This window comes from Candidatus Sarcina troglodytae (assembly GCF_015708635.1).
Taxonomy (GTDB): Bacteria; Bacillota; Clostridia; order Clostridiales; family Clostridiaceae; genus Sarcina; species Sarcina ventriculi.
Window position 1 is genome coordinate 1,833,706 of record NZ_CP051754.1, and the last position, 15,369, is coordinate 1,849,074.

Consider the following 15,369-nt stretch of genomic DNA (forward strand, 5'->3'; position numbering starts at 1 on the left):
TACCTTTTTATTTCCATTTTAATATTTTATATTTTTCATGATTTTTTTTATAGTTTATAAGATAACCATTACCTACTAAATCTAAAAGTGGTGTATCTGATAAGGAATCTGAAAACATAAGTGAATTTTTAAAATCTACCGTTATATTTTTTTCTTTTAATACACTCATTAATCTTTTTACTTTTTCCTCACCCTTACAATTTGCTCCTAGCATTTTTCTTGCAAATTTTCCATCATTAAAATGAAATCTAGTACCTATTATCATATCTACTTCTTTTATAGCATAAAATTCTTTTAAATAAAATTCTGGTGAAGCAGATATAAGATATATTTTATATCCCTTTTGTTTTAATTCTTTTATTTTATCTATGGCATCTTTATAGAAAATGTTAGTTAATCGTTGATCATAATAATTTTTAACTAAATTATTTAAATCTTTTTCATTAATACCATCTATAAATTTTAAAAAACATTCCTTTACTCTTTTTTCATCATAAACCTTTATACCATATAAAATTCCTGATACAACAACTCGTAACAAATACTTTATATTCTTCTTATCTTTTTTTAACATAAATTTAAAAAACTCTAATAATGTTTCTTTATTAGTTATCGTAAAATCTACATCAAATATAGCTAGTCTTTCCATATATTCTCCTCAGAATTTAAAAAGATGATGCAAGCACCATCTTTTTATTTATATTATTCAGATAATTCTTCTTCATAATATTTTGTTACTTCAGCAAATTCTTCTTCTGAAGGAACCACAAGTTCTCCTTCTTCCCCTTGTGATCTGAAAAGGTATATTGAATTATCTTGCGGATTTTCTACTAAAACATATTCTGAATTTTTATATTCAAATGCTTCTACAACGTCGCAAGAAACTATATTTCCATTTTCATCTTCTAGGTCTACCACAAATGTTTCATAATGCTCTTCACCACATCCACATTCATTTCCATGATCGTGGTTATGACCTCCGCATCCACAACTTCCTTGATTATCTTCACCTTCGCATCCACAGCTTCCGCCGCAGCATTGATTTAATTCTTTTTCTGACATAAAACTTTCCTCCCTTACGGAAATACTTATCATTTATGCACCCTTAATTTTAAGGGGCTTTTATAAATTTTAACATCATTTTTGAATATTAACAACATATATTTAAATATATTTTCATATAAATCTATTTTTTACATAAATAATTTTTTATAAAAAATTAAAATCATATAAAAAGTGCTTAGAAAACAAAATAGTTTTCTAAGCACTTTTGTTGTTACTTCAATCTTAATCTATAATTTATGCTAAAAAATATTATTTAGCTGCTAATTTCTTATAGCCTTCTAATCTTGCTTTAGCATCTCTTTCTGTTTTTTCAAGTAAAGCTTCAGCAGCTTCTGGGAATGCTTTAACTAATGAAGCGTATCTAACTTCACCCATTAAGAATTCTCTGAAATCTCCTGTTGGTTCTTTAGAATCTAAAACAAATCCGTTCTTTCCTTGTTCAGCAACTAATGGATTGTATCTGTATAATGCCCAGTATCCACAGTCAACAGCTCTCTTCATTTCTAATTGAGAGTTAGCCATTCCTGATTTTATACCATGGTTAATACATGGAGCATAAGCTATTATTAATGATGGTCCTTTATATGCTTCTGCTTCTGCTATAGCCTTAAGAGTTTGATTTTTATCAGCTCCCATAGCTATTTGAGCAACATATACATAACCATAACTCATAGCTATCATACCAAGATCTTTCTTCTTAGTCTTCTTACCTGAAGCTGCGAATTTAGCTATAGCAGCTGTTGGTGTAGACTTAGAACTTTGACCACCTGTATTTGAGTAAACTTCTGTATCAAATACAAATATATTTACGTCTTCTCCTGAAGCTAATACGTGGTCAACTCCACCAAATCCGATATCGTAAGACCATCCGTCTCCACCGAATATCCATTGAGATCTCTTAACTAAGTAATCTTGATCTTTTAAGATTTCTTTAGCAAATTCGTTAGTTTCTGATTGTAAAGCAGCAATAACATTTTCAGCTCTTTGTCTTGTTCCTTCACCATCATCCATTTTATCTAACCAAGCTTCTAAAGCAGCTTTAGCATCAGCGCTTACTCCAGCTTCTATTGCTTTTCTTGCATTATCAGCTAATTTTTCTCTTATTGCTTTAACTCCTAGATACATACCAAATCCAAATTCAGCATTATCTTCAAATAATGAACTAGCCCAAGCTGGTCCATGACCATCTTTGTTTGTAGTGTATGGAGTTGAAGGAGCAGATCCTCCCCAAATTGAAGAACATCCTGTTGCGTTAGCAACCATCATTCTATCACCAAATAATTGAGTTATAAGTCTTGCATAAGGTGTTTCTCCACATCCTGCACATGAACCTGAGAACTCTAATAATGGTTTTTCAAATTGGCTTCCTTTAACTGTATTTTTGTTCATTGGATTAGCTTTTGGAGCTATATCATGTTCACAATAATACCATGGTTCCATTTGTTCACTTTGAGTATCTTGTGGTTTCATAACTAAAGCTTTTTCCTTAGCAGGACAAACTTGAGCACAGTTTCCACATCCAGTACAATCTAAAGTACTTACTGATATAGTGAAGTTTAATGGAGATTCTGATTTTAATCCCTTAGCTGCAACTGATTTTAATGCTGCTGGAGCATTTTTAACTTCTTCTTCTGTTAATAAGTGTGGTCTAATTGTAGCATGTGGACATACATATGAACATTGGTTACATTGTATACAATTTTCTGGTATCCATTCTGGAACGTTAACTGCTGTTCCTCTTTTTTCAAATGCAGCTGTACCATTTTCGAAAGTACCATCTTCCATTTCCATGTTAACAAAAGCTGAAACTGGAAGTGAATCTCCTTCTAATCTGTTCATAGGGTCAACTATTTTCTTTATAAAGTCTGATTTTGCTACTCTATCAGCTTTTGGAGCTTCATCTTGAGCATTTTTCCATTCAGCAGGAACTTCTATCTTAACTAAAGCTTCTATTCCTTTATCTATTGCTGCATGGTTCATGTTTACAACTTTTTCACCTTTTTTACCGTATGAAGTAACAACAGCTTCTTTTAAGTATTTAACAGCATCTTCTACTGGAATTATGTTAGCTAGCTTGAAGAATGCAGCTTGCATAATCATGTTGATTCTTCCACCAAGACCTATTTCTTGTGCTATTTTAACAGCATTTAATGTATAGAATTCAACATTATTTTCTGCTAAGTATCTCTTATATTTTGCTGGTAAACTAGCAGCTACTTGTTCTGGAGTTTCTATAGTGTTTAATAAGAATTTACCACCATTTTTTAATCCATCAAGTACAAAATATTTATGAACATATGATTGGTTATGACAAGCTACAAAATCAGCCTTATTTATTAAGTATGGTGATTTTATTGGTTGTTTACCAAATCTTAAATGTGATACAGTTACACCACCTGATTTTCTTGAATCATATGAGAAATATCCTTGAGCATACATGTCAGTATGGTCTCCGATAATTTTTATAGCACTCTTGTTAGCACCAACAGTACCGTCTGATCCTAATCCCCAGAACTTACATGCTGTAGTTCCTACTGGAGTTGTATCAACATTTTCTCCTGCTTCTAATGAAGTAAATGTTACATCATCAACTATAGCTAATGTAAATCCATCTTTTGGTTCTGCTTTAGCTAAGTTATCATATACTCCGATTATATGAGCTGGAACTGTATCTTTTGATCCAAGACCGAATCTTCCTCCAACTATTAAAGGAGCATTTTCTTTTCCATAGAATGCATTTTTAACATCTAAGAATAAAGGTTCTGCTGCTGATCCTGGTTCTTTTGTTCTATCTAAAACAGCAATTTTCTTAACTGTACTTGGTATAGCTTTTAATAATCTTTCATTTGAGAAAGGTCTATATAATCTTACTTTAACTAAACCAACTTTTTGTCCGTTTGCATTTAAATAATCTATAGTTTCTTCTATTAAATCTGTTACAGAACCCATAGCAACTATAACTCTATCAGCATCAGCTGCTCCATAGTAGTCAAAACAGTTGTAAGTTCTTCCTGTTAATTTAGTTATTTCAGCCATGTATCCTTCAACTATTTCAGGTACTGCATCATAGAATTTGTTAACTGCTTCTCTTTCTTGGAAGTAGATATCAGGGTTTTGAGCTGTACCTCTTGTTACTGGTTTGTTAGGATTTAAAGCTCTTTTTCTAAATGCATCAACAGCATCCATATCAACTAAACCTTTAAGATCATTATAATCTAAAAGTTCTATTTTTTGTATTTCATGTGATGTTCTAAATCCATCAAAGAAGTTTACAAATGGTACTCTTGATTTTAATGTAGCTAAATGAGCTACTGCTGATAAGTCCATAACTTCTTGAACTGAACCTTCTGCAAGCATTGCAAATCCTGTTTGTCTTGCAGCCATAACGTCTTGGTGATCACCAAAGATGTTTAATGCTGATGTTGATAATGCTCTTGCAGCTACATGGAATACTGTTGGAAGTAATTCACCTGCAATTTTATACATGTTTGGTATCATTAATAAAAGACCTTGAGAAGCTGTAAATGTTGTTGTTAAAGCTCCTGCTTGTAATGAACCATGAACTGCACCTGCTGCTCCTGCTTCTGATTGTAATTCGATTACTTTAACTTGTTGATCAAAAATATTCTTTTGTCCTTTTGCACTCCATTCATCAACGTGTTCTGCCATTGGTGAAGATGGAGTTATTGGGTATATAGCAGCAACATCTGTGAATGCATATGATACGTATGCCGCAGCCGTATTACCGTCCATAGTTTTCATTTTTTTTGACATATTCGTGACACCTCTTTCTAAAAGTATGTATATAAAACATATATATAATGCGCTTACTCATTTATGATAATACATATTTTATATAATTATTATTACTTTTTAATTACATATTATACTTTTTTAAATTTTTTTATCTTTCTTTTAATATAATTAATTAAATCTTAAAATTATTCTAAATTTATTAAATTTTTAGATAAATCTTTTAACGCTTCTATCTGTTCATCGTCAGGTGCTTCCCCTATAGCCAATTTTCCAATTACATTAAATCCATATGAATTCATTCTCTTTTCCCATTCATTAATAAATCCCGCTTGCCCCCATCCATAACTTCCAAAAAGAACAACTTTCTTATTCATGTTTAAATTCTGCAATTTATCTATAAATGGTTCCATCTCATTTTGCTCTATCTTATTTTCATCCATAGCAGGGCTTCCTAAAGCTATAGCATCTGCTTCGCTTATATCACTTATATCTGCATCAGAAACTTGTTTTAAATTAACCTCTACTCCACTTTCCTCAAGTTTATCTGAAATTATATTTGCTAAAGTTTCTACATTTCCACCTTTGCTCCAATAAATAATTGCCACTTTTTTCATCTTTAAGCCACCTCATTATTCCTTTAACTTTATAATACTTCATTAAAATAATTTTAAACCATTTATATAAAAATTTTCAAGAACTAATAATATAATATTCCTTTATTATCTATAAATAAAGGAATATTGTAAAATTGCATCGTTTTTTATTATATATTTTGTTATTATTACTTTTTTATATTATCCATTATAACTTTTATGATATTATCTACACCATTTCCCATAGAACTTTTATTCATATTCTCTATATATCTATCTTTTTCTACAACTACTTCTTTTAAAACTTTAAGTAAAACTTTTCCTGTAAATTCCTCTTCTTTTACAACTTTAGAGTAACCTGATTTTTCAAATGACCTTGCATTTAAAACCTGATCCCCTCTTGATGCTTGTTCTGATAATGGAACTAATATATGTGGTTTTTTCAATGTTAAAAGTTCAAAAATCGTATTTGCACCTGCTCTAGATAAAACTATATCTGCTAGTGCCATAACATCTGGAAGCTCATCTGATATATACTCATATTGTCTATATCCTCTTATATTCTTTAATGATTCATCAATATTTCCCTTACCACAAATATGAACAATATTAAAATCTTTAACAAGCTCATTTATAACCAATCTAACATTATCATTTAATACCTTAGCTCCTAAGCTCCCCCCTATAACCATAAGAACCATTTTATCATCATCAAATTTACAAAAGTCTTTTCCTCTTTTTTTATCCCCATTTAAAAGACTTTCTCTTATAGGTGTTCCCGTAAGTATCGCCTTATCAGCCTTAACATGCTTTAAACTCTCTGGAAATGTTACGCATAATTTATTACAAAACGGAGATGCTATTTTATTTGCAAGTCCTGGAGTCATATCTGATTCATGAGACACAACTGGTATTTTTTTTATTGAAGCTGCTATAACTACTGGTACAGTTACAAATCCTCCTTTTGAAAATATTATATCTGGTTTTTCTTTTGATAGAATTTTCAAAGCATCAGTTACACCTTTTAAAACCTTTAAAGGGTCACTAAAATTTTTAACATCAAAATATCTTCTCAATTTCCCTGAAGATATAGAATAGTAAGGTATATTTTCCTTTTTAATTATACCTTTTTCTATACCATCTCTGCTTCCTATATATTTAATTTCAAACCCTAATTCTTTAAGCTTTGGAACCAATGCTAAATTTGGAGTTACATGTCCTGCTGATCCTCCACCAGTCATTATCATTTTATATTTACTCAAAATAATCATCTCCTTAAAAATAAATTATATCCTTATATTTTTTATAATTAGCTGTATACTTTTTGTGTCATTATATTCATTTATTTTAGGAACGTATACTAAATCAATTCTAAAATCAAAATCAAATTGCCCACAATCTAAGACCTTTAAATATCTCTCCTCACCATATTTATCAATAAACATATCTTTAAATCTATCTAAGCCTTTAAAGGAAACAGCATCTATTTTTCTATAACTATTACCTATATCACATCTTAATCTAAACATATCTTTATTTTTTCCCATAACAAAAAATCTGCTTACCTTTATATTTTTTTCAGCAAATATTGGAGATGGATTTCCTTTTCCAAATGGTTCTAAAATATTTATATCTTCTATAATTTTTTCATTTAAATATTCTAAAGGTATTCTACAATCTATTCTAACCTTTAGTAAAAAATCATCATAGTCTAAAGTGCAATTATCAATAAGTTTTTCCCTTAAAATACTTATATTTTTTTCCTCTATAGATAAACCAGCTGCCATTTTATGTCCGCCAAATTTACTTAAAAGTTTTTTACATTTAGATAATTCTTCAAATATGTTGTACTCTTCAATAGAACGTGCAGAACCTTTTGGTATTTCATGCCCCTTTGTTAATATAATAGTTGGAACATTGTAAATTTCTTTAACTCTTCCTGCAACTATTCCTGCAATACTCTCATGAATGTTTGGATTATAAACAACTAATATTTTATCATTTTTCATATGTTCTTTTTCTATTTGTTCTAAGACTTTTTCTACACTATCTGTTGTCATCTCTTGTCTTCTTGCATTAAGTTCATAAAGTTCTTTAGCTAAAATTTTAGCTCTTTCTATGTCTTTAGTTGTTAGAAGTTCTACCGAAAGCTTTGCTGTTTCCAATCTTCCCGTAGCATTTATGCATGGTCCTATTACAAAACCTAAATGATAGGAGGAAATAGTCTTATCTTGTAAATTATTAATCTTTAACAATTCTTTAATTCCTAAATTATCTGTATTGTTTATAAGTTTTAATCCTTCTTTTACAATTATTCTATTCTCTCCTAAAATATCAACAACATCACAAACAGTCGCAATAGCACAAAGCTCTACTAATTTTAAAGCTTTATTTTTATCTATTCCTAAAATTTCATATAAACACATCACAAATTTAAAGGCTACCCCTGCTCCACATAAATCTTTAAAATTATAGTGACATTCATCTTGTTTAGGATTTATTACTGCATAAGCATTTGGCACTCCATATGAATCTCCCTCTGAAATTTTTATGGGTACATCATGATGGTCAGTTAAAATAACATCAATTCCTATACTATTAGCATAGTTTATCTCTTTATGAGCTGCTATACCATTATCACAAGTTAAAATTATATCACAACCTTCATCTTTTAAGGATTTTATAGTATCTATATTCATACCATATCCTTCATACTCTCTATGGGGTATATGATAAGTAAAGTTTGCATTACATTCCTCTAAAGCTTTGTATAATATAGCTGTACTTACAACACCATCACAGTCATAATCTCCGTATATAACTATTTTCTTATGATTTTTTATAGCATCTACTATTTTTTCTATACCTTTTTTCATGTCTTTCATTTGAAAGCCATCTAATAGATTGTTTAAATCACCATATAAAAAATTTTTAGAATCCTCAATACCTTTTATATTTCTATTGGCTAAAAGTCTTGTGATCAGTGGTGTTACATTTAATTTTTCATGCAATGTTTTATCTATGTTTCTATTTATTAAAACCCACTTTTCTTCCATCTAATCACCATCCTTATAATAATACCTCAACAACAGGATTTTTTAATACCTTATTAACTACTTCTTTTATTTCTTCAACTGTATAATTATATATCATATTCAATTCATTAAAAACCATATTTCCATCATTATATAAAATTTCATAAATGGCCATCCTGTTTGCTAAAACTATACTTTTTTCTAATTCTAAAGACATTTTAAGTTTAAATCTTTTTATTAGCTTTTTTAACTCATAATCATTTAATATCTCATCTAATTTTTTACCCTTTTCTATACAGTTATCAACTATATTTAAAGCTTTTTTATATGAAGCTTTATCAGTGCTTAAAGCTATTTTAAAAATTTCTATTCCTTTTTCCCACTTTACACTACTATAAACTTCATATGCAAGTCCCATTTTTGTTCTTATATTATCATATAAAATTGAACTTACACCTTCACCAAACCAAAGATTAAAAAGCTTCAAAGCTGTGACTTCTCTTAAATTTAAAGCAGATATATCAAACCCATATGATATTTTACACCCATTATTACCTTTCGCAACATCTTTAAATATACCAGAATTTATTGTTCTTTCTCCATTGAATCTATCATTTTTAATATTTATATCTAAAGATGGATTTATTGATAATAAATTCTTTTCTATTATATTTTTTACATAGTCATATTCTAAAGAAGTTACAACAGAAACAACTATATTTTCTCCTTTATAGAATTTATCGTAAAACTTTTTTAAATTATCTACTGTTATTTTTTCTATATCCTCTCTATTTCCTATTATTATTTTGCTTATTCTTTCGTCTCTAAATCCATTATAAAGCATTAAATCTTCTGAAAGTTGCTCTAAATCCTCTTTCCATTCCACACTTTCTTGTTTTATAACATTTAACTCTTCACAAAATCCATAGTGTGAAATTTTTTCATTAGTTAACATTTGACTATATAAAGAAAAACCTTCATTAAAATCATCATTATACAAAGTACCATAATATATTACATACGGAAAATTAGTCATAGCATTATTCATACCAAAAAGTTCATCTAACTTTCTATTTATCTCATCTTCATTTAATGTAGATGTTCCTTTAAAAATCATATGCTCTAAAGCATGAGCATAACCTATCTCTTCTTCATTTTCATTATTTGCCCCAGCTTCCAATGCTATAGAAAAAGATGTATGACTTCCTTCTCTATATTTATATAAAAATCTTATTTTATTTTCTAATGTTTCTTTTTTCATAACATCCGCCTTTATTTTGTTAAAATATTTTACTTAAAATAAAAATAATCATAAAAATGTATAAACATCTTTATGATTATTTTTTATTATATATTAACTTTTAATTTATTTTTTATATAAAGTCAAGCATTATCGCTTTTTTAATATTTGTAGCTTCTTCTTTATAACCTAATTGTGTTATTATTTTAAGTCCAAAGTCAAAAGCTGTCCCTGCCCCTCTACTTGTTATTATATTTTCAGATACTACAACTTTTTTATTTTCTATATAATTTGAATCTTTAAATTCATCTTTAACACTTGGGTGACTTGTAACATCTTTTCCATTTAAAATTTCTGCTTTACTTAAAACTATAGGTCCTGCACATATTGCAGCTACTATTTTCCCTTTATTATTATAATCCTTTATAATATTTATAACATCTTCATTATCCCTTAGATTATATGTCCCTGGAATTCCACCTGGTATAACAATTGCATCATACTCTTGATTTTCTACTATATCTTTTAAAAGTTTATCAGCCTTTATTATAACTCCATGAGAACTTTTAACTTCTCTTGAATTGCTTATAGATGCTGTATCGCATTTTAATTTTGCTCTAACACACACATCAATTACAGCCAAGCCTTCTATCATTTCAAAGCCTTCAGCTAAAAGAACTAATACTTTTTTCATAAAATCACTCCCTATTGTATAAGCACTTCTTTTATATAGTCATCCATATTAATAACCATTATACTATTTCCTCTTCTCGCTCTGTTTTGAAGCTTTATATCACTTATTGATATTTCTTTTTCTACATTTTCTTTAGATATTAATATTATCTTAGAAATTTCAGAAGTTATAGCAACTTCATTATATTCCTTTAAAATACTATTATCAACAAAATCAACTAAGCATGTACTAAACATAGCCTCATCTTCTTCTCGTAAGCTTATCGCTGTAACTCCTGATGCATTTTTTCCCATTTGACTAACAGATTGTGCTGAAAATAATATATAAAATCCTTTTTTAGTTATAAATAAAATATTACATGTTCCTATATTTATATTTATATTTAATAATTTATCAGATTGATTTTTAAATTTATAAACAATTTGATTATTAAACGAACCATAAAGTTCTTTCATATCCATCTTCTTTACAAAGCCTTGTTTAGTTGAAAAATATATATAAAATTTTCCTTCTATTCTTTCTTCTTCCTTCGGCAATGATATAACCTTTATTATATTTTCATCATCATCAAAATTATCTACAAGATTATCTAAATGATTTTCAGTTAAATTATCTAAGAAATAACTTGGAAATTTAAATACCTTACCTTTATCAGAAAAAGCTACGATATAGCTTAATGAATTTGTTTTAACTTTTTCGTATTTTTCCGTAGATTTTGAATAATTCTTATAAATTTTTATATTTCCTTTTTTATTTATTCCACAAACAAATTCTTTATATTCCATGCTATCTACATATTCAACTAAAATTATCTCATCTTTAGAATTTAAAGGACATAAATTTTCACCTAAAATAATTCTATCTACAAACTCTAATTTAGGCTCTTCTACTATAAACTCAAGTCCCATTAAAGTTTTTACTTTGATAAATTTTTCCTCTTCTTTCGAATCCATAATAACAGCACTTATCAATTTTTCTTTGTCCTTCAATTTTAATGCCATAAGCTTAGAATATGCTGTAATAAATTTATCTAAACTTGTTTTTTTAATTAATCCATTTGAAGTTATAAATTTTATTACTTTGTTTGGCATAAATTCTGAAATTGATATAGCTGAAATTATATTTTCATTTTCTAAATTTAAATTTTTAATTAAAGTATCTAACTTTTCACCTTTTTCTTTCCATTTAGCTTCAAAAATATTATTAACCTTTATCTGATACATATTTCCTTTGTCTGTAAATAGAATTAAATTATCTCTTGTATTAGACCTTATTAAGGTTTTTAAATAATCTCCATCTCTATACTCTATATCATTTTCATCAGAATTTAAACGATTATAATTTTTTAAAGGTAACCTCTTTATAAATCCATCATTAGATAAAGTTATAACGACATCTTCAACTACTATCAATTCATTTAAATCGATTTTAGCTTCTTTCTCATCTTCAACTATTGTTGTTCTTCTATTTTCTCCATATTTATCTTGAATTTCCTTAAGTTCTTTTGTTATAACTTTTAAAAGTTCTTTTTCACTTCCTAATATTTTCTCTAAAGCTCTAATTTTCTTTAAAAGTTCTTTATATTCCTTTTCAAACACTTTAATTTCAAGACCTGTAAGTCTGTACAACATAAGCTCTAATATAGCTTCTGCTTGAATAGTAGTAAAATCATATATATCGACTAGTTTTGCATTAGCGTCTTTTTTAGATTTTGCACCTCTTATAGTTTCTATAATATCATCTAAAATACCTATAGCCTTTATAAAACCTTCAACTATATGAAATCTTTTTTTACAAGATTCAAGTTCTATTTGAGTTCTTTTAGTTACAACATCTTTTTGATGATTTACATAATGAGTTATTATTGTTTTAAGTCCCATAGTTTCTGGCTTTCCATTAGCCAATGCAACCATGTTAAAACTTAAATTACATTGAAGGTCTGTCTTTTTAAATAAATATTTAAGTACCTTATTAACAGTAACTTCATCTGCTGCCTTTTTAAACTCTATAACAGCCCGTACTCCCTCTCTATCTGATTCATCTCTAATATCTGTAATAGATTCTAATGCCTTACTATGTTTTTTATCAGCTGTCATCTCTGATATCGTTTGAAGTATTTTCGCCTTATTTCTCCTAAAAGGAAATTCAGTTATAATTATCGCAAGCCTTCCATTTTCTAATTTATCAATAGAAGTTTTAGCTCTTAAAGCAACTTTTCCTTCTCCAGTTTCATAGGCAGTCCTTAAAGAGTTCTTACCCATTAAAATTCCACCAGTTGGAAGATCTGGCCCCTTTATAAATTCCATGAGTTCTTCTGTTTTTATATCATTATTTTCTATATATGCTAACGTTCCTGAAATTACTTCATTTAAATTATGAGGTGGTATATTAGTTGCAAGTCCAACTGCTATACCAAAAGTTCCATTTACCAAAAGATTTGGATATCTAGCTGGTAAAACTTTTGGTTCTATATCTGAATCAGAGTAATTTGGAACCATTTCAACTACTCCTTTTTCTATATCTCTAAGCATTTCCATAGAGATTTGAGACAATCTAGCTTCTGTATAACGCATTGCAGCTGCACCATCTCCATCAATTGAGCCCCAGTTTCCGTGTCCATCAATTAATGGCTGTCTTGTTGAAAAATTTTGTGCTAAAATTACCATTGCATCATAAACTGATGTATCGCCATGCGGATGATATTTACCTAAAATATCCCCAACTATCCTAGCTGATTTATAATATGGTTTATCTGGAAATGCTTTTAACATATACGCCCCATAAAGAATTCTTCTATGAACTGGCTTTAGTCCATCTCTAACATCTGGCAATGCTCTATCTTTTGCAACTTCAACAGCATAAGGAAGATAATTATCGGGCATTACCTCTTCTAAAGGCAATCTTATTATATTATTATCTTTAGGAATTATAATTTGTTTTTTAGCCATGTTTATCTCATCTCCTATCTAAAATTCAGCATACTTATACATATAATTTTTTCTAGGCTCAACTATATCTCCCATAAGAAGTGAAACCATTTTTTCAGCCTTCGCTGCATCATCTATAGTTACTTGAATTAATGTTCTAGTTTCAGGATTTAAAGTTGTTTCCCATAATTGATCTGGATTCATTTCTCCAAGTCCTTTAAACCTTTGAATTAACGCTCCTTTTCCAAGTTCTTTTTTAGCACTCTCTAATTCCTCATCTGAATAAGCATAAACCACTTTATCCATACCCTTAGATGATTTATACACCTTATATAAAGGAGGTTGTGCTAAATACAAATGTCCATTTGCTATTAATGGTCTCATATATCTATATATATATGTCATCCATAGAGTTCTTATATGGAATCCATCAACATCTGCATCACTCATAATTATTATTTTATTATATTTTAAATCCTCTTCTTTATAGTTATCTAAAGTTCCTGTTCCTATAGCAGTATTAAATATCCTAAGTTCTTCTGAAGCAAGTACATTTTCTATCTTTTGCTTTTCTGTATTCATAATTTTTCCCTTTGACGGCATTATAGTTTGGAACCTTCTATCTCTAGCTTGCTTTGCAGACCCCCCTGCACTATCTCCTTCAACTACTATAAATTCCATAAAATCCTTATTTTTAAGCGTACAAACAGCTACTTTTCCTGCAAGAGGTGCTGTTCCCTTACCTATCTTCTTTTTTTCTGCTTCATTTATTTTTTTAATTTTTTCTCTTCTTGAAGCTGCATCTAATGCATTATTTATTATCATAGTAGCAACTTGTTTATTATCCTCTATCCATTCACAAAACTTACTATAAGATAAATCATTCATCATAGTGTATGCTTCATTATTTCCAAGTTTTGTTTTTGTTTGACCTTCAAATACTGGATTTGTAAGTTTTATTCTAACTATCGCAGTCATACCTTCTCTAAGGTCATCACCTTCAAATTCTTTGTCTTTTTCTTTAATTATGTTAAGCTTTTTTCCCCACTCCTTAAAAGCTCTTGTCATTCCTGTTTTAAATCCTGCTTCATGAGTCCCTGCTTCTGTTGTTGGTATGTTGTTTACATAACTTGCTATATTTTCTGTCGTTGAATCTGTAAACTGTATACATACTTCTCCATACATATTTACATCCCCTAAAGTTCTTTCCCCTTCAAAAGATATCGGTGTTTCATGTATAGGAGTTTTACTTTCATTTAAATAATCTATAAAATCTAATAATCCTCTTTCAGAGAAGTATTCTTTTTTCACCTCTTCATTTTTTCTTTTATCTATAAGTTCTAAATGTATTCCTTTATTTTGAAACGCTAATTCTTGTAATCTTTCATCAATAACTTCAAATTTAAAATCCGTAGATGAAAAAACATCTTTATCTGGTAGAAATGTTACTTTGGTTCCAGTTTCCTTTGAAGTTCCTATAATCTCAAGAGAAGTTACAGGAGTCCCTGGCATAACTTTATTTAATTCTTTATCTAGTGCATACTCAAATCTTTGTCTATATACTTTTTGATTTTGATTTACACAAACTTCCAACCATTTTGAAAGTGCATTAACAACAGCCGCACCTACTCCATGGAGTCCTCCTGATGTTTTATAATTCTTATTGTCAAACTTTCCACCTGTATGAAGTTCTGTAAACACCATTTCAACGCCTGATTTTTTCTTTGTAGGATGTATACCAGTTGGAATACCCCGTCCATTGTCAATAACAGTTACACTTTTATCGTTATTTAAAATTACTATAGCTTTATCTCCATATCCATTAGATATTTCATCTATCGCATTATCTAATATTTCCCATATACAATGATGCAGACCCTTTATACCTGTTGAACCTATGTACATACCAGGTCTAACTCTAACAGGTTCTAATTTTTCTAGAGATGTCAAATCCGTAACATCATAAGTAAATTTTTTTTCTTCTTTCATAGAACTCCTCCCAAAAGTTACATAATTATTTATACTCTATTTTATCAATTAAACAATATTGTATACCTAA

At 28.9% G+C, this 15,369-nt stretch carries 10 protein-coding genes; all 10 read right to left on the reverse strand.

All coding sequences use genetic code 11. From position 1 onward, the window contains the following. Positions 1–7: 7 nt before the first annotated feature. The 10 genes from HH195_RS08360 to HH195_RS08405 all read right to left on the reverse strand — a co-directional run bounded on the left by HH195_RS08360 (position 8) and on the right by HH195_RS08405 (position 15,299). On the reverse strand, positions 8–649 hold the full coding sequence (locus HH195_RS08360; RefSeq protein WP_196370783.1) for an HAD-IB family hydrolase: 642 nt from the start codon (positions 647–649) through the stop codon (positions 8–10). A gap of 53 nt (positions 650–702) precedes the next feature. Next, entirely contained in the window at positions 703–1,062 is a 360-nt protein-coding gene (locus HH195_RS08365) for a DUF1292 domain-containing protein (protein ID WP_196370785.1), read from the reverse strand. Positions 1,063–1,314: 252 nt separating this feature from the next. Continuing rightward, positions 1,315–4,839 (reverse strand): pyruvate:ferredoxin (flavodoxin) oxidoreductase, encoded by a 3,525-nt coding sequence (gene nifJ / locus HH195_RS08370; RefSeq protein WP_196370787.1) that lies wholly within the window; start codon positions 4,837–4,839, stop codon positions 1,315–1,317. 167 nt (positions 4,840–5,006) lie between these two features. Continuing rightward, entirely contained in the window at positions 5,007–5,435 is a 429-nt protein-coding gene (locus HH195_RS08375; protein WP_196370789.1) for a flavodoxin, read from the reverse strand. A 167-nt stretch (positions 5,436–5,602) separates the two neighbouring features. Next, positions 5,603–6,676 (reverse strand): undecaprenyldiphospho-muramoylpentapeptide beta-N-acetylglucosaminyltransferase, encoded by a 1,074-nt coding sequence (locus HH195_RS08380; RefSeq protein ID WP_055259390.1) that lies wholly within the window; start codon positions 6,674–6,676, stop codon positions 5,603–5,605. Between the two features lie 24 nt (positions 6,677–6,700). Continuing rightward, a complete protein-coding gene (recJ, locus tag HH195_RS08385) occupies positions 6,701–8,470 on the reverse strand; it encodes a single-stranded-DNA-specific exonuclease RecJ (RefSeq protein ID WP_196370791.1) in 1,770 nt (589 codons plus the stop codon). Between the two features lie 13 nt (positions 8,471–8,483). After that, complete coding sequence (locus HH195_RS08390; RefSeq protein WP_196370793.1) at positions 8,484–9,710, reverse strand: M16 family metallopeptidase; 1,227 nt, start codon at positions 9,708–9,710, stop codon at positions 8,484–8,486. 112 nt (positions 9,711–9,822) lie between these two features. Then, the gene (locus HH195_RS08395) at positions 9,823–10,383 is read right to left on the reverse strand and encodes a DJ-1 family glyoxalase III (protein WP_196370795.1); all 561 of its coding nucleotides are present in this window, start codon (positions 10,381–10,383) and stop codon (positions 9,823–9,825) included. Positions 10,384–10,394: 11 nt separating this feature from the next. Continuing rightward, the gene (locus HH195_RS08400) at positions 10,395–13,331 is read right to left on the reverse strand and encodes a DNA topoisomerase IV subunit A (RefSeq protein WP_196370798.1); all 2,937 of its coding nucleotides are present in this window, start codon (positions 13,329–13,331) and stop codon (positions 10,395–10,397) included. Positions 13,332–13,349: 18 nt separating this feature from the next. Continuing rightward, positions 13,350–15,299, reverse strand: a complete 1,950-nt coding sequence (locus HH195_RS08405; RefSeq protein WP_196370800.1) for a DNA gyrase/topoisomerase IV subunit B — start codon at positions 15,297–15,299, stop codon at positions 13,350–13,352. Positions 15,300–15,369: the final 70 nt, after the last annotated feature.